Here is a 20534-nt window from a genome sequence, read left to right as displayed (position 1 = left end):
CGCGAGTGCCTCGGTTTGCTGGGGCCGCGTGGCGTTCGAAGTCGTGACCTGCCACCCCGTCCTGCACCGGGGTTGCGTTACTTGTCAGCGGATCCGCGTGACCGCTACCTGCACAGCGACTCGGTCGTGCCGCGTTTGCCGGATTCAGTTGTGTCGCAGGTTCGCTAGGCCGTCACCCCCAAGGCGAAGGGCAGCACCGCGGGCGCGCCGGCCTGCCGCAGCAGCCGCGCCGCGACGGTCATGGTCCAGCCCGTGTCGACCTGGTCGTCGATCAGCAGGACGGGACCGCCGACGCCGGAAAGGTCCGGCCCCTCGGTGTGCCGTACGAGCCCGGCGAGCCGCTGTGCGCTGTTCACCCGACGCGGCGACTCGCCGACCCACACCTGGCCCAGCAGCGGAAGCCGGCCGATGGTGGCGATCCGCTGACCGAAGCTGCCGACCAGCTCCGGGCGGCTGCGCGACCCGATGGTCACGACACCGACCGGGCGCTCCGTCCAGCCCCACCCGGAGAGCACCTTGACGCACGCGGCGAACACGTCGTCCGGGATCGGCGCATCCGCCGAGGCGAACAGAGTCCGCAGGCGGTTGCCCCAGCCGATGTCGGTGAGCCTGCCCAGCGCGCGGCCGTTCTCCGCCACCTCGTCCGCCCTGATGCGCCCGGAGAGCGACACCCCGATCGCGGCCATTCCGGTCGGCCACATCTTGCGGGGCGCGATCTCCACACCGGGACGCATCAGGCGATCGCGGGCCGCACCCGCGGCGGCCGACGACACCTCGGTGGACACGCGGGTGCCGGTGCAGTTGTCACAGCGTCCGCACGGGCGGGCGTGCGGATCGTCCAGCTGTAGCTGCAGGAACCGCATACGGCACTCGTCGGTCCCGAGGTAGGCGATCATCGCGTCCTGCTCGGCGCGGCGGGCCACCGCGATGCGCGAATACCGCTCGGCGTCGTACGACCATGGCTGCCCGGTCGATACCCAGCCGCCCCGTACGCGCCGGACCGCGCCGTCGACGTCCAGCACCTTGAGGACGACCTCCAGGCGTGACCGCGACAGCTCCACCATCGGCTCGATCGCGGCCGTCGACAGTGGACGGTCGTTCAGGACGTTCAGCACCTGCCGGACCACCTGCTCCGGCGGGAACGCCAGTGAGGCGAAGTACGCCCAGATGTCCTTGTCCTCCGGGCCCGGCAGCAGCAGCACCTCGGCCCGTTCGACACCACGACCCGCACGACCGATCTGCTGGTAGTACGCGATCGGCGACTGCGGCGCTCCCAGGTGCACGACGAAACCCAGGTCCGGCTTGTCGAAGCCCATGCCGAGCGCGGACGTCGCCACGAGCGCCTTGACCCGGTTCGCGAGCAGGTCGTCTTCGGCCTTCAGCCGATCCGCCTGCTCGGTCCGGCCGGAGTACGCCGCCACCTCGTAGCCGCGGTCGCGCAGGAACGAGGCCACGTCGTCGGTCTGCGCCACGGTCAGCGTGTAGATGATCCCGGAACCGGGCAGCCGCTCCAGGTGCTCGGCGAGCCACCCGAGGCGGGCCTCGGCCGTCGGCAGCCGCGCCACGGACAGATGCAGGCTGTCGCGGTCCAACGGCCCGCGCATCACCAGCGTGTCCGACTCCGCCCCGAGCCCGAGCTGCTCGGTAACGTCCCGCACCACCCGGTCGTTCGCGGTCGCGGTGGTCGCCAGCACCGGCACACCCGCGGGCAGCTCGGTGAGCAACGTGCGCAGCCGCCGGTAGTCGGGCCGGAAGTCGTGGCCCCAGTCGGAGATGCAGTGCGCCTCGTCCACCACGAGCATCCCCGCGGACGCGGTGAGCGACGGCAGCACGGCGTCGCGGAAGTCCGGGTTGTTCAGGCGTTCCGGACTCACCAGGAGCACGTCGACCTCGCCCGCGGTCACCTGGTCCTGGACGTGGTCCCAGTCCTCGGTGTTCGCCGAGTTGATCGTCGCCGCGTGCACGCCGAGCCGTGCCGCCGCGTCGATCTGGTTGCGCATCAACGCCAGTAGTGGCGACACGATGACGGTCGGTCCCTCGCCGAGCTCGCGCAGCAGCGCGGTCGCGATGAAGTACACGGCCGACTTGCCCCATCCGGTGCGTTGCACGACCAAGGCTCTGCGGCGCAGCGCGACCAGCGCGTGGATGGCGGTCCACTGGTCCTCGCGCAGCGTCGCCTCGGGACCCGCAAGGGCCCGCAGGCGTTCCTCGGCCATTTCCCGGAGTGCGATGTCGTCCACGGGAAGCACCTTTGCACACAGCCCTGACAATTCCGTGTTGCCGCAGGTCGTAAGCTGTGTGGCGTGACCGATGACCTGCGCGACCAGGTGCACGCCGCCGCCCGCCGTGCCCGCGTCGCCGCCGACGAGCTGGTACTGGCCACCCGTGAGATCAAGGACGCCGCGCTGCACGAGATGGCAGCGGCGCTGCGCGGCCGCGCGCCGGAGATCCTCGAGGCCAACGAGAAGGACATCGAGTCCGGGAAGGCCGCGGGCCTGCCGGACAACATCCTCGACCGGCTCAGGTTGACGGAAGCGCGGGTCGAAGGCGTGGCCAAGGGACTGGAAACCGTTGCGGGACTTGCGGATCCGGTCGGCGAGGTGCTGCGCGGCTCGATCCTGCCGAACGGTCTGGAACTGCGCCAGATCCGCGTTCCGATGGGCGTCGTCGGCATGGTCTACGAGGCGCGTCCGAACGTCACCGTGGACGCCGCCGGTCTCGCGCTGAAGTCCGGAAACGCCGCGCTGCTGCGGGGTTCCAGCACCGCCGAACACTCCAACACCGCGCTCGTCGCGGTGCTGCGCGACGCGCTGGAGAAGGCCGGTCTGCCCGCGGACTGCGTGCAGCTGCTGCCGTGCCACGACCGCGCGTCCGTCACGCACCTCATCACCGCACGCGGCCTCGTCGACCTGGTCATCCCGCGCGGCGGCGCCGGCCTCATCAACGCCGTCGTCGAGCAGGCCACCGTGCCCACCATCGAGACCGGTGTCGGCAACTGCCACGTCTACGTTGACGCGAACGCCGACCTCGACATGGCCGAAAGCATCGTCCTCAACTCCAAGACGCGGCGCACCAGCGTGTGCAACGCCGCCGAGTCGCTGCTCGTGCACGCCGACGTCGCGGAGGTGTTCGTCCCGCGCATCACCAAGGCGCTGCAGAACGCCGAGGTCACCATCCACGGCGACGAGCGCTTCGCCCAGCAGGACGGCGTCGTCGCCGCGACGGACGACGACTGGGACACCGAGTACCTCTCGCTCGACATCGCGGCGAAGGTCGTCGGCTCGCTGGACGAGGCGGTGCGGCACATCGCGCGGCACGGCTCCGGCCACACCGAGGCCATCGTGACCTCCGATGTCCGGGCCGCCCGGCAGTTCACCGCACGGGTCGACGCCGCCGCGGTGTTCGTCAACGCCTCGACCGCGTGGACGGACGGCGCCGAGTTCGGCATGGGCGCGGAGATCGGCATTTCCACCCAGAAGCTGCACGCGCGCGGACCGATGGGCCTCTCGGAGCTCACCTCGTCCAAGTGGGTGGCCTGGGGCGACGGGCATGTGCGCCCGCGCGCTTGAGTCCTAACGTCGGGTGAATGTCGAGGAGCTACCCCTTCAGCGAGCCGGACGGTCTCAAGCACGACCCCACCTACGCCCGGCTTCGGCGTGACGAGCCGATAGTTCGGCTGCGCTTTCCGTACGGTGGCGAGGGCTGGCTCGTCACCCGGTACGACGACGCCAAGGCGGTGATGAGCGACCACCGGTTCAGCCGATCGGCGGCCGTCGGCAACGACGTGCCGAGGATGGCGCCGAACCTCGTGGTCGGAGGTTCGCTGCTGACCATGGACCCGCCGGACCACACCCGGTTACGCAGGCTCGTGTCCAAGGCGTTCACCGTGCGTCGCATGGAAGAGCTCCGCCCGCGCGCCCAGCAGATCACCGACGAGCTGATCGACGCGTTCGACGACCCCGCCGACCTCGTCGAGGGCCTCGCCATGCCGTTGCCCATCACGATCATCTGCGAGCTGCTGGGCGTGCCGTTCGAGGACCGCACGGACTTCCGGACGTGGTCCGAGCAGCTGCTCACCGCGGGCGCCTTCAGCCCGGAGGAGAGCGCGGACGGGCTGGTCAAGCTGCTCGGCTACATCGGGAACCTGGTGGCGGACCGCCGCACGCGGCCGACGGACGACCTGTTCGGCGCGCTCGTCCTCGCGCGCGACGAGGAGGACCGGCTCAGTGAGCAGGAGCTGGTCGTCTTCGGCGTGACGCTGCTGGTCGCCGGGCACGAGACGACGGCGAACCAGATCGGCAACGCGATGGTGACCCTGTTCGACCACCCCGACCAGCTGGCCGCACTGCGGGCCGACCCGGAACTGCTGCCGGCCGCGGTCGAGGAGCTGCTTCGGTTCATTCCACTCGGGCGCGGGGCGGGCTTCCCGCGGGTGGCGCTCGAGGACGTCGAGATCGGTGGCGTGACCATCCCGAAGGGCGACACCGTGCTGGTCAGCGTGCCCTCGGCGAACCGGGACGAGTCCGTCTACGACCACGCCGACCGGTTCGACCTGCACCGGGACGCGGGCCATCACCTGGCGTTCGGACACGGCATCCACTTCTGCCTGGGCGCTCAGCTGGCCCGGATGGAGCTGCAGGTCGCGATCGGCACGCTGCTGCGCCGGTTCCCTGGGCTGCGGCTCGCCGAACCCGTCGAGTTCCGCCAGGGCACCCTGGTCCGCGGCCCGCGCAGGCTGCTCGTGACGTGGTGAGAAAAATCTTCGATATCCGCGTCATGGGTGGGTGACGGGCGCGTTCCTCGGATGCGCGGCTGCGACTTCGGGGTGAGCCGCGCAGCCTCGAACGGTCCTTCCTCCCCCCGGACCGTCCGAGTGTGATCAAGGCGAATGGGCAGCTGGCCAAGGGAGCGGCCAGCTGCCCATTACGCTGATCGGCTATGCGCATCGGCGTCATGGGCGGCACCTTCGACCCCATCCACCACGGTCACCTCGTGGCGGCCAGTGAGGTCGCGGCCCGGTTCGACCTGGACCGGGTGATCTTCGTGCCGACCGGCCAGCCGTGGCAGAAGTCCACGCGCGAGGTCTCGCCCGCCGAGGACCGCTACCTGATGACGGTCATCGCCACGGCGTCCAACCCGAGGTTCTCGGTCAGCCGCGTCGACATCGACCGCGGCGGCCCCACGTACACCGTGGACACGCTCACGGACCTCAAGAAGCAGTTTCCGGACGCCGACCTGTTCTTCATCACCGGCGCGGACGCCCTGGAGCAGATCCTGTCGTGGCGCCGCGCGGCCGAGGCGTTCGAGCTCGCGCACTTCATCGGTGTCACCCGTCCGGGGTACACGCTCAACGACCACCACCTGCCGCCAGGCGCGGTGTCGCTGATCGAGGTGCCCGCCATGGCCATCTCGTCGACGGACTGCCGTGCGCGTACGTCCGCAGGCCTGCCCGTGTGGTACCTCGTGCCGGACGGCGTCGTGCAGTACATCTCCAAGACCGGTCTGTACAGCGAACCGGACGCCTGAGCCACGTTCGGGTGGATTTCACTCGCGCTTCGAGCCCCGTAGGACGACAATCGACCCGTTGTTGGCGGTTGGTGAAAGGCAAGGCTTTGGCTACAGGCACCGTGAAGTGGTTCAACTCCGAAAAGGGCTTCGGGTTCATCGCACCTGACGACGGCAGCGCCGACGTCTTCGTGCACTACTCGGAGATCCAGTCGAAGGGTTTCCGCTCCCTGGAGGAGAACCAGAAGGTCGAGTTCGAGGTCGGACAGGGTCAGAAGGGGCCGCAGGCCCAGCAGGTCAGGCCGCTGTAAGGCACCAGGTTTTCCACGAGGCCCACCTCCCGTGCGGGGTGGGCTTCGTCATGTCCGGGAAAACCAGGAAAGTCGCAGTTGGTCGGCGCCGGTACCCTCATTAACTCGTGTGGGCGTATCCGCGCTCACCGGAAGTCAGAGGAGTGACGTGGCAGCCACCGACGAGGCACGACGGCTGGCGCTGGTCGCCGCGAACGCGGCGTCCGACAAGAAGGCGCACGACGTGATGGTGCTCGACGTCTCCGACCAGCTGGTGATCACGGACGTGTTCGTGATCGCCTCCGCTCCCAACGAGCGGCAGGTCGGCGCGATCGTCGACAACATCGAGGAGAAGATGCGGGAGACCGGCTCGAAGCCGGTGCGTCGCGAGGGTGCCCGCGAGGGACGCTGGGTGCTGCTGGACTTCGTCGACGTGGTGGTGCACGTGCAGCACGTCGAGGAGCGCAGTTTCTACGGCCTGGAGCGCCTGTGGAAGGACTGCCCGCGCATCGAGTTCGACGCGGCTCCCCAGTCCGCGGAAGCCTGAGGCAGCCATGACCCTGAGCCGGCTCGTGCTGTGGCGGCACGGTGAGACCGAATACAACGCGACCGGTCGCATGCAGGGTCACCTGGACTCGGCGCTCACCGAGACGGGCTTCAACCAGGCGCGCTTCGCCGTACCGGTGCTGACCGGGTTCGGGGCCGAGATCGTCGTGGCGTCCGACCTGCGCCGTGCGCGGGACACCGCGACCGTGTTCACCTCGACGGTGGACGTGCCGTTGCGCATCGACGAGCGGCTGCGGGAGACGCACCTCGGCAAGTGGCAGGGCCTGACGCTCGACGAGGTCGAGCGCGAATGGCCTGGTCAGGTGGCTATCTGGCGGTCCGACCCCACGTTCACGCCGCCGGACGGCGAGAGTCGCGTCGACGTGGCGAAACGGGCCCTGGAAGTGGTCGAGGAGATCGACTCGGAGTTCTCCGGTACCGCCATGCTGTGCGCTCACGGCGGCCTGATCAGCGCGTTGACCGGGCGGATCCTCGATCTGCCGGTGGACACGTGGTCCCAGCTCGCCGGCATCTCGAACTGTCACTGGACGGTGTTCACCCGGCGGGCCGGCCGGTGGCGGCTGTCGTCGTACAACGCGGGCATCACGCGTTGAGACTGCTGGTCCTGGGGGACTCGCTTTCCTTTCACGGCCCGGATGGCCCGCTGCCCGCGGACCATCCGGGTCTTTGGCACAACATCGCCGCTTCGGCTTTGGGCGGACACGCCGAGCTGGCCGCCGGGTTCGGCTGGACCGCGCGGGACGCCTGGTGGGCGTTGACCGGGGATCCCCGCGTGTGGTCGTTGCTGCCGCGCACGGACGTGATCGTGTTCGCCGTGGGCAGCATGGACACGTTGCCGTCGCCGTTGCCCACCTACCTGCGGCAGGGGCTGCGGTACGTGCGGCCGGACGGGCTGCGTCGGTGGGCTCGGCAGACGTATGTCTCCGCGCAGCCACATCTCGCGCGGTTGCTTGGTGGGCGGCCGGTGGCGTTGCCGCCGCATCTGACCGTGAAGTACCTGCGTGACTCCGTGTTATCGGTGCGCAACCTGGAGTACTTCATGCCCGTGGTCGGCATCGTGCCGTCCGTGCACCGGGCGTCGTCGTATGGCGGTGTTCACACCGGGCATGCCGCCGCGGTGCGGGCGGTGCGGTCATGGGGAGCGTCGGCCGGAGTGCCGCTGCTGGATCTGCCCTCGGTGATCGGCCCACACGTGCGTTCCGGTCAGGGAAACCCCGATGGGATGCACTGGGGCTGGGAGGGGCACGCGCTGGTCGGTGCCGCCATGGCTGAACTGATCAGGTCCGTGGCGGTCAGTCACTCCGAAGGGTGAGGGCCGTAGGCTCGTCGCTCGTGCGCATCACCATCGTCACCGACTCCACGGCGTACCTGCCGGAGGGGTTCGCGCAGCGCCATTCGATCACCGTGGTGCCGCTGCACGTGGCGGTGGACGGCAGCGGGCGGCTCGACGGCGTCGACTTCGGTCCAGCCGAGCTTGCGGCCGCGCTGGGGGAGCACCGTCGCGTGACGACGTCGCGGCCGACACCGGGCGAGCTGGCCTCGGTCTACCGGTCGTTGTTGTCGTCCGGGACCGACGCGATCGTGTCGCTGCACATCTCGCGGGACCTTTCCGGCACGTGGGAGGCGGCGCGGCTGGCGGCCGAGGAGGTGGATCCGGCGGCGATCCGGGTCGTCGACTCGCGGTCGACCGGGATGGGGCTCGGGTTCGCGGTGCTGTCCGCGTGCGCGGCCGTCGAGCGCGGCGAGTCGCTTGATGAGGTGTTCGCCGCCGCGGCCGGTGTGCAGACCCGGATGTTCTTCTGCGTGGAGACGCTGGACTTCCTGCGGCGTGGTGGCCGCATTGGTACCGCGGCCGCTCTGGTGGGCACGGCGCTGGCGGTGAAACCGTTGCTGCACATGGACGACGGCCGCATCGTGCCGTTGGAGAAGGTGCGCACGATGGGGCGCGCCGTCGGCCGATTGGTGGATCTCGCCGTTGCGGCGGCCGGAACAGGACCTGTCGGTCTCGCGGTGCATCACCTGGCCGCGCCGGATCGTGCCGCCGAGCTCGCGACCCGGCTCGACGAACGCCTGCCGGGCTCGTCCGGCTGCCTCATTTCCGAGGTCGGCGCGGTGATCGGCGCCCACACCGGTCCGGGCGTGCTGGGCGTGGTGGTCCTGCCGGGCGGCCTTACCACACCCCACTGACAATTCCGCCCTCCCAGGCCGCCCAAGATCGCGACCTATCCACACCCCGCGACTTATCCACATCTCGATCATCAAGCCCCCCACCGCGCCACCCACCCACCTAGCGTCGCCCCCATGCCCTTCCCCCGAGAGGACCAGCCCCAAGCCCGCCTCCGCGCCCTGGCCGACGAGGCCCGAGCCAACCCCACGGTCGTCTTCGCCAAGTCCGAAGACGCCGACGAACACGGTCACTCCCGTTCCCGCCTGCGGATCCCCCTGCCCAGACGCGGCCTGCTCGCGTGGGCGGTCGCGTTCGCGGGCCTGGTCATCGGCGTGGCGGCGTGGTGGCAACAGCCACCTTCGGTAGAACGCCCGCCCACCCTCGCGGTCGCCTCGACCCCAGCTCCCGAACGCCTGGTGGTCAACGTCGTGGGCGCCGTGCCGCGACCCGGCCTGGTCACAGTCACGAGCGGCGCCCGCGTGGCCGACGCCCTGGACGCCGCCGGCGGTGCCGCACCCGGCACGGACCTGCACGGCCTCAACCTCGCCCGCAAGGTGACCGACGGCGAACAGATCGCAGTCGGCGTCCCGCCCCCACAGGGCGGCGCCGCACCCGAGCAGAAGCTGGACCTGAACTCCGCCACGGAGTCCCAACTGGACGGTCTGCCCGGCGTAGGCCCGGTAACCGCACAACGAATAGTCGCGTGGCGAACGCGCCACGGCTCTTTCGCCTCGGTCGAACAACTACGCGAGATCGACGGCATCGGTGACAACAAACTCGCAAAGCTCACCGAGCTGGTGCACACGTGACCGCAACGCCACCCCGAAGCCAACCCACCCTCCCCGCCTCAGCCCCCACAACCCTCCCGCCACCCACGACATCCCGCCGCGTCCCCCAATCCGTCGGCAGCACATCCGCCTTCAGTGGCGCCGGCCTCCTGCGCGTGGCTCCGTACCTCCGCATCCCGGTGTCGCACGCCGTCGTCCAACCCGCGGCCCACCGTCGCTCCGCCGACGCACAGCGCTTGCGTGGTGTCTCGCGCGGACTCCTACCTGTTGGCGCGATGGTGCGCTTTCCGGCCGTGTCGCTGAGGTGGTCGCCGGAGAGCCGGGTGTCGCATCGCTTGATGCACGCCTGGCCACCCACAGCCGGGATGCCGCACCGCTCACCTAGTGCCCAGCCAACCGCAGCCCCTTGCGGCCAGCTCCGCGCACGTAGGCAGGCTGGCGCCGCGACACCGACCCATCCGTCACCAGCGGCGCGTCATTCCGCTCACCCGCCCTCACCCAACGCCGCACTTCATCCACCCAGCCGACAGGCCTTCCCCAGGCGAGCGTCGCCCGACTGGCCGGTGGTCGCGTGAAGCGACGAGGCCCATCCGCGACAAGCGTCGACTCCCGCCTCATCCCGGCAGCCCTGGCGGTCTGGGCAATCGCCCTCACCGGCCTCTACCTGGGCTGGCCGGCGGCTCTGGCGGTAGGCGCACTGGCCGGCCTAGCCGGACTGGCCGCCCTCCGCCGCATGTGGTGCGGCCGAGTGTGCGCGGTAGCCCTGATGCTGTGCGGCCCGATCGCGGCGATCTGGATCGGCGGCCAGATCCACCGCGCCGACACCCACCCGCTGCGGCTGGCCGCGGAACGAGGTGCCCCGCTCACCGCTCAGGCGGAGGTGGTCGAGAGGCCGCGCGGCGTCCGCACGGAAGGCTTCGGCGCCAGGCCGGGCGGCGTGTCGCAGGTGGTCTTCCTCGCGAAGGTGCAGGGCGCGACGCTGGTCGTGCTGGCCCCGGCCGAACGGTGGCGAAACCTGCTCCCCGGCCAGACGGTCGACGTTCGCGGCACCTTGGTCCCGCCACGGAAAGGCGACCTGACAGTTGCGCTGCTGCGGGTGCGCGGTCCGCCGGCACACATAACCGAAGCACCGGTCTGGCAGCGTGCCGCGGCGGAGCTTCGCGACGGATTGCGCAAGGCGAGCGAGGTGCTCGACCCGGAGGCGGCCGGCCTGTTGCCGGCACTCGTCGCCGGAGACACCGACGGTATGTCGCCGAGAGTGGTGGACGAGTTCCGCACGGCGGGGTTGTCGCATCTGTTGGCCGTCAGCGGTGCGAATCTGGCGATCCTGTGCGGTGCGGTCCTGATTCTGCTGCGCTTCCTGCGGGCGGGGCCGAGGACATGTGCCGTGGGCGCCATGGTGGCGCTCGTCGGGTTCGTTGTCCTCGCTGGGCCGGAGCCGAGTGTGCTGCGGGCCGCGGTGATGGGCGCTGTGGGGCTGCTCGCGCTGGTGCTGGGCCGGGAACGGTCGGCGTTGTCCGCGTTGGCGATCGCGGTGCTCGGGCTCGTGTTCTACGACCCGGCGCTCGCCGCCGAGCCGGGGTTCGCGTTGTCGGTCGTGGCGACGGCGTCGCTGGTGTTGTTCGCGCCGCGATGGGCGCGGGCGATGCGGGATCGGGGCGTGCCGGTCGGTGTCGCGGAGGCCCTTGCGGTGCCGGTGGCGGCGAACCTTGCTACCGCGCCGCTCGTGGCGGGGCTGTCCGGGCAGGTCAGCCTGGTCGCGGTGGGGGCGAACCTGGTGGCCGCGCCGGTCGTCGCGCCGGCGACGGTGCTGGGCGTGCTCGCGGCGGTGGTGGCGCAGGTGCACCCCGCGGTGGCCGAACTGCTCGTGCGGATCGCCGGGCCGGAAGTGGACTGGCTCCTCGGTGTGGGCAGGCACGCGGCCGCGGTGCCGGGAGCGGCGGTCACCTGGCCGAAGGGCTGGCTGGGTGCGCTGCTGCTGGCCGTCGTGATCGGTGTCGCGGTCCTGGTGCTGCGGTTGCGGCGGACGCGGGTCCTGGCGATAGCGGTGCTGGTGGGCGGGTTCGTCGCACTGGTGCCGTTGCGGGGGATCGCGCCGGGCTGGCCGCCGGACGGGTGGGCCGTCGTCGGGTGCGACGTCGGTCAGGGGGATGCCGTCGTGCTTGCGACGGCGGTGCCGGGTCAGGCCGTCGTGGTGGACACCGGGCCCGATCCCGGTGCGGCGGCCGGGTGTCTGCGGGCACTTGGAGTGCACGAGGTGCCGATGCTCGTGCTGACCCACCTCCATGCGGACCACGTGGGCGGGCTGTCCGCGGTGCTCGCCGACCGGACGGTCGGGGTGATCGCGGTGGGGCCGTTGCGGGCGCCCGACTGGGCTTGGCGGGAGGTGGAACGACAGGCGCGCGCCAAGCGCGTGCGCGTGGTGGAGCCGGTGGCCGGTGAGCGGTTCGCCTGGCCTGGACTGGAGTTGGAGGTGATCGGACCGCGCCGCGGGCCGGTGGTCGCGATCGGCGACTCGAACACCGTGGTGAACGACTACTCGTTGGTGCTGCGGGCATACACCGCCGCAGGACGGGTGCTGCTCACCGGCGACATCGAGCTGGCGGGTCAGGCCGGACTGCTCGACCGGGACCTGAGCGCGGACGTGTTGAAGGTGCCGCACCACGGGTCGCGCTACTCGCTGCCGTCGTTCCTGGCGCGGGTACGTCCGCGGGTCGCGTTGGTGAGCGTGGGGGCCGGAAATCGTTATGGGCACCCGAGTCCGCACGTGCTCGACGTGTTGAGGAAGCAAGGTGCGCTGGTGTTGCGCACCGATGAGGACGGCGACCTGGCCGTGCTGCCGGGCGCCCGGATCGTTCGCAGGAAAGGAAGAAGACGATGGCCGCGGTGTGGATCAACCTGTACAGCGGGTGGGCTCCGTCCGAAGAGGACAACAGCCACCTCGGCTGGGCACTCTGGCAACCGAAGTACCTGGCCCGACCATGGCCGACCGACGAGCTGATACCCGGCTTCACGTACTACGTCTGCGAGAACACGAAGACCGGGAGAGCCATCACCGGGAAGGCGACAGTCGTCGACGCGTTGCCGCCGACCGAAGTCGCGTCGCCGTACGACGTCTACGAGCTGCTGGCCGAGGAACTGTTCGACGATCAGTTCACCATCGAGGATGACGCCTGGCACGCCAACGTCTACAACCGGATGAAGTCGCAGGCCCCGTGGCCGCAGAAGGTGACCGCCTGGCGCACCACCGTGAACCAGGTCGGTCCCCATGTGATCCGCGATCTCGGCCGCTTCCAGCACACCGGCTGGAAGCGGACCGACAAGATCGCCTTGTGAGAACTACTTCAGGGCGTTGATCACGGCCTCGGCCGACGGTGGGACCGTCGCACGTGGACCGATGGTGTCGCCCAGGGCGTCGAGCGTCTTGAGGCCGTCGCCGGTGATGAGCAGCACGGTCTCGCCGTCGGGGTCGAGCTGACCGGTCTCGATCAGCTTCTTCGCGGTCGCCACGGTCACGCCGCCGGCGGTCTCGGCGAAGATGCCCTCGGTGCGGGCCAGGAGCTTGATGCCCTCGACGACCTCTTCGTCGGTGACGTCCTCGATCGCGCCGTTGGTGCGGCGGACGGCGTCGAGGACGTAGGGGCCGTCGGCCGGGGCGCCGATCGCCAGTGAACGGGCGATGGTGTCCGGACGGACCGGGCGGACCACGTCGTGGCCTTCCTTGAAGGCGGCCGAGACGGGGGAGCAGCCGGTGGCCTGGGCGCCGAAGACGCGGTACGGCTTGGCGTCGACCAGATCGAGCTGGCCGAGCTCGCGGAACGCCTTGTCCACCTTGGTGAGCTGGGAGCCGGAGGCGATCGGCACGACGATCTGGTCGGGCAGGCGCCAGCCGAGCTGTTCGGCGACCTCGTAGCCGAGGGTCTTGGAGCCCTCCGCGTAGTACGGGCGGACGTTGACGTTCACGAACGCCCAGTCCTCGTGCTCCGCGGCGAGTTCCTGGGCGAGGCGGTTGACGTCGTCGTAGTTGCCGTCGACGGCGATCAGCGCGCCTTCGTAGACGGCGGTCATGAGGATCTTCGCGCGCTCGAGAGAGGAGGGCACCAGGACGACCGACTGCCAGCCGGCACGGGCGGCGGCCGCGGCGACGGCGTTCGCCAGGTTGCCGGTGGACGGGCACGCCAGCACCTTGAACCCGAGTTCGCGGGCCGCGGCGAGAGCCACGCCGACCACCCGGTCCTTGAAGGAGTGGGTGGGGTTGCCGGTGTCGTCCTTCACCCACACCTTGCGCACGCCCAGCGCCTTGGCGAGGCGGTCCGCCTCGACCAGGCGGGTGCCGCCGGGGTTGGTGTTGGGGTGGTTGTCCACAGTGGACGGAACAGGGAGCAGGCCGCGGTAGCGCCAGATCGACCGGGGGCCGGATTCGATGTCCTCACGGCGAATCCTGCCGAAGTCGTAGGCCACTTCCAGCGGCCCGAAACACTCGAGACAGGCGTATTCGGCGGCGAGCGGCGTCTCGTTGCCACATTCGCGACACAGCAGCGCCCGAGCGGGGCCGAGGTCGAAGGTGGTGGTGCTCGAGGGCACAGTGACAGCAGTCATCGCGAGGTATCTCCTCATCTTTCCCGCACGGCGGGTCGGAATTGGCACCGTGATCGCCACGTTGCGTGACGCCGGTTGCCGGGGCTTCGTCGGGCCGATCCCTCTGCCCCTCTGGATGAAGGTGTTCAGTTGTGGGATTCAAGCTACGGCAAGATCTCGCGATCAGGCCACCGAAGTCCACGAGATGAGACACGGACGGCCCGTGGGAGGATCTGCCATGTGAGTGCTGCGGATCCCTTGCACCTCGTCGTCGGCGAGGAGGAGTTGCTGGTCGAACGGGCGGTCCGGGGTGCCCTCGAAGAGGCACGCGCGGCGGACCCGCAGGCCGACCTGACGCGCGTGCAGGTGAGCGATCTCACGCCGCCCGAGCTGGCCGAACTGGTCAGTCCCTCGCTCTTCGCGGAGGGGCGGGTGATCGTCCTGGAGGGTGCGCAGGACATCGGCAAGGAGGTCGCGGACGCGGTGCTCTCCTACATCAAGGCGCCCGCGGACGGGGTCACGCTGATCGTCGTGCACAGCGGTGGCGGACGCAGCAAGGCGGCCAAGGACCTGCCCGGCGCGCTCAAGAAGGCCAAGGCGCGGGTGACCGAGTGCTCGAAGATCACCAAGCCGGCCGACCGGGAGGCGTTCGTCCGCAACGAGGTGCGCCAGGCGGGCGGGAAGATCGACGCCGAGGCCGTGGCGACGCTGATCGACGCGGTCGGCTCGAACCTGCGCGAGCTCGCGGCGGCGGCATCGCAGCTGGTCGCGGACACCGATGGCAAGGTGACGGTCGAGGAGATCCGGCGCTACCACCAGGGCAAGGCCGAGGTCACCGGGTTCGCCGTGGCCGAGAAGGCCGTGGTCGGTGACCGGGCGGGCGCGATGGAGGCGTTGCGCTGGGCGATGCAGCTCGGGGTCGCGCACGTGCTGGTCGCAGACGCGCTGGCGGACGCGGTGCGGACGGTTGCGCGGGTGTCGGCGGTGGGACGGGCGGACCCGTTCAGCCTCGCCGGCCAGCTCGGCATGCCCCCATGGAAGATCAAGAAGGCGCAGCAGCAGTCGCGCGGCTGGGACCAGGCGGGCCTGGCCGACGCGATGCAGGTCGTCGCGGGCCTGAATGCCGACGTCAAGGGCGTAGCGGCCGACGCGGAGTACGCGCTCGAGCGAGCGGTGCTGCGCATCGTCGCAGCTCACGGCCGTAGGTAAGCAAGAAGGGCGCCACCCGCGAGGGTGACGCCCTTCAGAAGCTCAGGAAACTCAGAGCTGGTTGGCGCGCAGGGCCATCGCCGACTTCTTGTTGGCGGCCTGGTTCGGGTGGATGACACCCTTGGTGGCGGCCTTGTCGAGCTTGCGGGACGCGTCCTGCAGCAGCTCGAGCGCCTTGTCCTTGTCCCCGGCCTCGGCAGCCTCACGGAACTTGCGGATCGCCGTCTTCAGGGAAGACTTGACCGCCTTGTTGCGCAGGCGCGCCTTCTCGTTGGTCTTGATCCGCTTGAGCTGGGACTTGATGTTCGCCATGCGAATACCCTTGTCTGTTCGAAACCGGAGTTTCGTACCGCGCTTATTCGGCACCACCCGCGAAACGGGCGGTTCTCCTCCACGACGGAGCGCCGCGCGGCACGACCGAGGAAGGATATCAGGGCAGCTCAGCGGACCACGAATCCGGCCCGTGCGTCGCCCACCACAGCCTCGTAGGAGCCGCGCGGCACCTCTCGCTTGCCGGACGCGTCCACGTCGCCGACGGTCACGGCCAGCTGGCGAAGGTCGAACGTCACCGAAACGTCGCGCTTCTCGCCTGGGGCCAGCGTCACGCGGGCGAACCCGACCAGGCGGTTCTCCGGCGCCAGCACCGGGCTGACCGGCTGATGTACGTAGACCGGCGCGATGAAGGTGCCTGCGCGAGAGCCCGTATTGGCCACGCTGAACCGGACCGTCCCGGCCGACGCCGACAGGCCCGACGTGGCAAAAGTGGTGTAGCTGAGGCCGTGCCCGAAGGCGAACGCCGGGTCGTACTTGGACGACGGGCCGCCGTTGGCGCCGGGCAGCTGGTCGTAGGACATCGGCTGGTCGCCGACGACCTTCGGCCACGACACCGGCAGGCGACCGGACGGGTTGACGGCGCCGAACAGCACGTCCGCGATGCCGCGGCCGCCTTCCGATCCTGGCAGCCAGCCGGCGACCAGGGCGTTCGCCCCCAGCACTGACCCGAGCACCTGCGGGCGGCCGGTCAGCAGCACCACGACCACGGGCTTGCCGGTCGCGCGGACCGCGTCCACCCATGCCTGCTGTTCAACGGTCAGTGCGGGGTTCTCGGTGTCGGCCGGCCCCTCCGCACCGGGCTTCTCGCCCAGCACGACGATCACCGCGTCCGCGGAAGCGGCCTCAGCGACAGCCAACGGCACGGTAGGAGCGTGCACGACCGAAGCAGCAGGAACAGCCTCGCGGATGCCCTGCAGCACGGTCGCGGTAGGCGGGATCGGGTAGCCGTCCGGCACGCCCTGCCACTCGACGGTCCAGCCGCCCAGCTGGCGGCGGGCGTCGTCGGCGGTCTCACCGGTCACCACGAGCTTGCGGACCCCAGAAGACAGGGGCAGCACGCCGTCGTTCTTCAGCAGCACCGTGCCTTCGGAGGCAGCGGAGCGAGCCAGCGCACGATCCGCGCCGTCGACGATCGCGTTCGCCTTGGAAGGATCGACGAAGGGCTTCTCGAACAGACCCAGGTCGAACTTCAACCGGAGGATCCGCCGCACGGCCTGGTCGATCCGCCCGCGCGAGACCGCACCGCTGCGCACGTTCTCCAGCAGCAACGAGGTGAACTCGCCGGCGTTGGACGGCTCCATCGCCATGTCGACACCCGCGTTCACCGAAAGCGCGATCGCCGCACGGTAGTCCGGCGCCACGTGGTAGCGGTCGACCAGATACCGCATGTCCTGCCAGTCGCTGACCGCTACGCCCTTGAAGCCCATCCGCTCGCGCAGCTCGGTCTGCGGCATGAACCGGGACGCGTGCACGGGCACGCCGTTGACCGCCCCGGAGTTGATCATCACGGTGCGCACACCGGCGTCGAACTGCGCCTGGAACGACGGCAGGAAGGTGTCCTGCAGCAGGCGCACCGGCAGTTGCGCGGGGGAGCGGTCGTGGCCGTTCAACGGCTGCGAGTAGCCCGCGAAGTGCTTGGCGGTGGCGGTCAGCTGCGCCGTGTCGTCCACATGAGACTGTTGCCCGCGCACGTTGGCGGCGGCCAGAGTCCCGGCCAGGTAAGGATCTTCGCTGTACGTCTCGTAGTAACGACCCCAGCGGGTGTCGCGGGCGACGTCGGACACGGGGGCGAAGTTCCAGAACACGCCGGTCGCGCGCATCGCCCGCGACGTCGACTGCCCGAGCTGCTCCAGCAGTGCCGGGTCCCAGGTCGCGCCCAAGCCGATCTGGTGCGGGAACATCGTCGCGCTCACCACGTTCGAGTGGCCGTGCACGCCGTCCGCGCCGTACAGCACGGGAATCTTCAGCCGGCCGTGGTCCAGAGCGAACTTCTGGATGGCGTTGGTGGTCTCGGCCCACGCGCGCGGCGTGTTCTCCACCGGGAAGTCGCCACCGCCGGACAGGATCGACCCGACGTGCGCGTCCTGCAGCACGGTCTTCATGCAGTCGTCGCGCAACGGGCCGTTGGCGTACTGGCAGTCACCGCGCAGCTTGCCCACGCGGATCTGCGTCATCTGCCCGGCCTTCTCCTCCAGCGTCATCCGCCGGAGCAGGTCGTCCACCCGCCGGTCCACCGGAGCGGAGGCGTCGCGGTAGGTCTCGAGACCGGACGCCTGGCCGCCGGCCTGACTCAAAGAGGTGATCAGAACGGTTGCGCTGAGCACGCCGAACAAGGCGCGCCTGCGGGAAAACATCGCGAACTCTCCTCCACGGTCCGGGCGCCCGGACCCACCTTGGCGTGGGGCCGGACGCACCCGACAGGACCGAAAGGAGGAAATCTTGTGGAAGCGGTTTCATGCAGGTGAACCGGCACGTCAGCCGGTCTGCCCCTTGGGCGGCCTGCCCCGGCGAGGCTGCTGTTTCGCCTCGCTGGGCAGCCGTCCCGCGTCGGCCAGCGCACGCCGGAGCAGGAACTCGATCTGCGCGTTGGTGCTGCGCAGCTCGTCGTTCGCCCACCGGGTCAGCGCGTCGTGCACGGCCGGGTCGAGCCGGAGCAGAACGCTCTTTCGGTCCGCCATCTCAGGTGTACAGCGACCCGGTGTTGACGACGGGCTGGGTCGATCGGTCGCCGCACAGCACGACCAGCAGGTTGGACACCATCGCGGCCTTGCGCTCCTCGTCCAGCTCCACGACCTCCTGCTCGGCCAGCCTGGCCAGTGCGAGCTCCACCATGCCCACCGCTCCCTCCACGATCCGGGTGCGGGCCGCCACGACCGCGCCCGCCTGCTGGCGTTGCAGCATGGCCTGGGCGATCTCCGGCGCGTACGCCAGGTGGGTCAGCCGCGACTCGATCACCCGCACGCCGGCCGACTCGACGCGCGCGGCGATCTCGATCGACAGCGTCTCGGTGATCTCGTCCGCGTTCTCCCGCAACGACAGGCCGTGCTCCTCGTGGCTGTCGTACGGGTAGCTGGTCGCGATGTGCCGCACCGCGGTCTCCGTCTGGATGCCGACGAACTTCACGAAGTTGTCGACCTCGAACCGCGCCCGCGCGGTGTCCTCGACCTGCCACACCACCACGGCGGCGATCTCGATCGGATTGCCGTCGGCGTCGTTGACCTTCAGCGTCGCGGTCTCGTGGTTGCGGATCCGCGTCGAGATCTTCTCGCGCGTGGTGAACGGGTTCGCCCACCGCAGACCGTCCGAGCGGACGGTGCCCACGTAGCGGCCGAGGAACTGCAGGACGCGCGCCTCACCCGGCGCGACCGTGAACAGTCCGCGCAGCACGATCACGCCCGCGATGACGACCAGCATGCCGAACACGGCGAATCCCGGCTCCGGGTCCGAGCCGTCGCCCACGGCGGTCGCGAACATCCAGCCCCCGGCCGCGATCACCGCCAGTCCCGCGAAGAACATCGCGATCCCCGGCAGGTCGTTGGCCTTCCGTTCCCGTACGACCGGCGCGGGCATCCGAACCACACTGTCCGTCGTCGCGCTCATGGCGCCCCCTTTGTCTATCGAATGACTAGCTAAGTGATATCACTTTTTTCGGCGCGGCGCCAAGTAGGGTCTGCGGTGTGATCGACGTCGCGCGCGCCCTGCTCGCCGGAGCCATCGAGCTCCTCGCCGGTGTCGAAGGCGCCGACGACGCACCGGAACCCGAAGCGCGGCTGTTGCCGTCCGGCGACCCGTTGCCGGTCGCGATACGGGACGTCGAGCCGTGCGAGCTCGGCGTGCTCGAAGCGGCGGCGGCCATCTGCCAAGGCAAGATCTCCCCGCTGGAACTGGTGGATGCCTGTCTCACTCGCATCCACGAGACCGATCACGTCATCGGCGCGTTCGTCCGGCTCGCCGAGGACGCGGCACGGGCACAGGCGGGCGTCGCGGACGGCGCGTGGCCGAGCGGCCCGCTGTACGGAATTCCCTTCGGCGTCAAGGATCTGATCGACACGAACGGCCTCGCGACCGAACGCGGCAGCGCGGTGTACGCAGGCCGCATGGCGCCCTGGGACGCGACGGTGGTGGCGAGAATCCGGGCCGCGGGCGGCATTCTCGTCGGCAAGACCGCGACGCACGAGATCGCGGCCGGTGTGTCCACTCCGCACAGCCGCAACCCGTGGAACCCCGCCCGGATGACCTCGGGTTCGTCCGGCGGAAGTGCGGCCGCGCTGGCCGCCCGGCAGGTGCCCGCCGCACTCGGCACGGACACCGGCGGGTCACTGCGTCTGCCGTCCGCGTTCTGTGGCACCACGGCGATCCGGCCGACGCACGGCCTGGTGCCGCGCGATGGCGTCATGGCGCTGGCGCCGTCGTTCGACACGGTGGGCCCGATGGCGCGCAGCGCGGCGGACTGCTGGCTGCTGCTCCAGGTTCTGCTGGGGGAACAGGAGCCGCTGCGGCGGATCGACACCGGGGTCGTCCGGCTCGGCGTCGTCGAGCACCCTGACATCGCCGACGCCCTGAAACGGATGCGTGCGCTGGGCGTTCAGATCGAACCCGTCGAGCTGCCGTCGCTGGAGATCACGGGAGCGGTCGCGTCCGTGCTGCAGTTCGCGGAGGGCGCCGCCCAGTTCCGGGACCACCAGGGCGGTTTCGCGGCCGACATCGAGACCTTCCTGGAGGTCGGCCGGGCCGTGCCGGTCACGGACTTCCTGCACGCCCAACGGGTGCGTGCGGCGATCAAGCGCGAGTACGCGACGCTGTTCGAGCGCGTGGACGCCATCCTCATGCCGACGGTGCCGGTGCCCGAACTGCCCCACGGCGCCGAACACATCGACGGTCTGCCGCTCGTCGCGGTGCTGATGGCGTTCACGGTGCCCGCCGGCGTCGCGGGACTGCCCGCCATCGCCTTTCCCTGCGGTTTCAGCGCCTCCGGCATGCCGCTGGGCGCCCAGCTGGTCGGACCGCCGCGCACCGAGCAGCGGCTGGCCTCGCTGGCGGCGGCCTATCAGGACATCACCGATTGGCACCTCCGCACGCCGCCCGCCTTCTAGGCTC

The 20534-nt window shown here is 70.2% G+C and carries 19 protein-coding genes and 1 riboswitch; of the genes, 13 read left to right on the top strand and 6 right to left on the bottom strand.

From position 1 onward, the window contains the following. Positions 1-164: 164 nt before the first annotated feature. Positions 165-2240 (bottom strand): RecQ family ATP-dependent DNA helicase, encoded by a 2076-nt coding sequence (locus tag QSK35_RS31000; RefSeq protein WP_285751117.1) that lies wholly within the window; start codon positions 2238-2240, stop codon positions 165-167. 63 nt (positions 2241-2303) lie between these two features. Here QSK35_RS31000 and QSK35_RS30995 point away from each other — a divergent pair, with 63 nt between their 5' ends. From QSK35_RS30995 to QSK35_RS30945, 11 genes are all read left to right on the top strand, one after another. Beyond that, positions 2304-3569, top strand: a complete 1266-nt coding sequence (locus QSK35_RS30995; RefSeq protein WP_285751116.1) for a glutamate-5-semialdehyde dehydrogenase — start codon at positions 2304-2306, stop codon at positions 3567-3569. A 17-nt stretch (positions 3570-3586) separates the two neighbouring features. After that, the gene (locus QSK35_RS30990; protein WP_285751115.1) at positions 3587-4753 is read left to right on the top strand and encodes a cytochrome P450; all 1167 of its coding nucleotides are present in this window, start codon (positions 3587-3589) and stop codon (positions 4751-4753) included. A gap of 185 nt (positions 4754-4938) precedes the next feature. Beyond that, positions 4939-5526, top strand: coding sequence for a nicotinate-nucleotide adenylyltransferase (gene nadD, locus QSK35_RS30985; RefSeq protein ID WP_285751114.1), 588 nt, complete (start codon positions 4939-4941; stop codon positions 5524-5526). An 86-nt stretch (positions 5527-5612) separates the two neighbouring features. After that, the gene (cspE, locus tag QSK35_RS30980) at positions 5613-5816 is read left to right on the top strand and encodes a transcription antiterminator/RNA stability regulator CspE (RefSeq protein WP_285751113.1); all 204 of its coding nucleotides are present in this window, start codon (positions 5613-5615) and stop codon (positions 5814-5816) included. Between the two features lie 148 nt (positions 5817-5964). Then, complete coding sequence (gene rsfS / locus QSK35_RS30975) at positions 5965-6342, top strand: ribosome silencing factor (protein ID WP_285751112.1); 378 nt, start codon at positions 5965-5967, stop codon at positions 6340-6342. A gap of 7 nt (positions 6343-6349) precedes the next feature. Next, positions 6350-6955: a histidine phosphatase family protein gene (locus QSK35_RS30970; RefSeq protein WP_285751111.1), complete on the top strand. Its 606-nt coding sequence runs from the start codon at positions 6350-6352 to the stop codon at positions 6953-6955. After that, a complete protein-coding gene (gene octT, locus QSK35_RS30965) occupies positions 6952-7674 on the top strand; it encodes a diglucosylglycerate octanoyltransferase (protein ID WP_285751110.1) in 723 nt (240 codons plus the stop codon). Before QSK35_RS30970 ends, octT begins: the two co-directional genes overlap by 4 nt. A gap of 20 nt (positions 7675-7694) precedes the next feature. Further along, positions 7695-8549 (top strand): DegV family protein, encoded by an 855-nt coding sequence (locus QSK35_RS30960; RefSeq protein WP_285751109.1) that lies wholly within the window; start codon positions 7695-7697, stop codon positions 8547-8549. Positions 8550-8663: 114 nt separating this feature from the next. Then, a complete protein-coding gene (locus QSK35_RS30955; RefSeq protein ID WP_285751108.1) occupies positions 8664-9338 on the top strand; it encodes a ComEA family DNA-binding protein in 675 nt (224 codons plus the stop codon). Between the two features lie 550 nt (positions 9339-9888). After that, a complete protein-coding gene (locus QSK35_RS30950) occupies positions 9889-12318 on the top strand; it encodes a DNA internalization-related competence protein ComEC/Rec2 (protein ID WP_285751107.1) in 2430 nt (809 codons plus the stop codon). Beyond that, positions 12204-12653, top strand: coding sequence for a hypothetical protein (locus tag QSK35_RS30945; RefSeq protein ID WP_285751106.1), 450 nt, complete (start codon positions 12204-12206; stop codon positions 12651-12653). Before QSK35_RS30950 ends, QSK35_RS30945 begins: the two co-directional genes overlap by 115 nt. Before the next feature lie 3 nt (positions 12654-12656). Here QSK35_RS30945 and thrC read toward each other — a convergent pair whose 3' ends face one another. Next, positions 12657-13916 (bottom strand): threonine synthase, encoded by a 1260-nt coding sequence (gene thrC, locus QSK35_RS30940; protein ID WP_285751105.1) that lies wholly within the window; start codon positions 13914-13916, stop codon positions 12657-12659. A gap of 11 nt (positions 13917-13927) precedes the next feature. After that, positions 13928-14038: riboswitch (SAM riboswitch) on the bottom strand. A 97-nt stretch (positions 14039-14135) separates the two neighbouring features. Here thrC and holA point away from each other — a divergent pair. Further along, on the top strand, positions 14136-15104 hold the full coding sequence (gene holA / locus QSK35_RS30935; RefSeq protein ID WP_285751104.1) for a DNA polymerase III subunit delta: 969 nt from the start codon (positions 14136-14138) through the stop codon (positions 15102-15104). 51 nt (positions 15105-15155) lie between these two features. On the opposite strand, the gene rpsT is transcribed toward holA, so the two are convergent. The 4 genes from rpsT to QSK35_RS30915 form a co-directional block, all read right to left on the bottom strand. Then, positions 15156-15416 (bottom strand): 30S ribosomal protein S20, encoded by a 261-nt coding sequence (rpsT, locus tag QSK35_RS30930; RefSeq protein ID WP_285751103.1) that lies wholly within the window; start codon positions 15414-15416, stop codon positions 15156-15158. A gap of 128 nt (positions 15417-15544) precedes the next feature. Continuing rightward, on the bottom strand, positions 15545-17791 hold the full coding sequence (locus QSK35_RS30925) for a beta-glucosidase (protein ID WP_285751102.1): 2247 nt from the start codon (positions 17789-17791) through the stop codon (positions 15545-15547). A 120-nt stretch (positions 17792-17911) separates the two neighbouring features. Beyond that, positions 17912-18115, bottom strand: coding sequence for a type II toxin-antitoxin system antitoxin (locus QSK35_RS30920; RefSeq protein WP_285751101.1), 204 nt, complete (start codon positions 18113-18115; stop codon positions 17912-17914). Position 18116: 1 nt separating this feature from the next. Beyond that, positions 18117-19037, bottom strand: a complete 921-nt coding sequence (locus QSK35_RS30915; protein WP_285751100.1) for an SPFH domain-containing protein — start codon at positions 19035-19037, stop codon at positions 18117-18119. A gap of 77 nt (positions 19038-19114) precedes the next feature. On the opposite strand from QSK35_RS30915, the gene QSK35_RS30910 reads away from it, so the two are divergent. After that, positions 19115-20530, top strand: coding sequence for an amidase (locus QSK35_RS30910; RefSeq protein WP_285751099.1), 1416 nt, complete (start codon positions 19115-19117; stop codon positions 20528-20530). Positions 20531-20534: the final 4 nt, after the last annotated feature.

This window comes from Lentzea sp. NBRC 105346 (assembly GCF_030269605.1).
Taxonomy (GTDB): domain Bacteria; phylum Actinomycetota; class Actinomycetes; order Mycobacteriales; family Pseudonocardiaceae; genus Lentzea.
The sequence above is the reverse complement of the archived record's forward strand: the minus strand, read 5'-3'. Positions and strand labels throughout refer to the sequence as shown.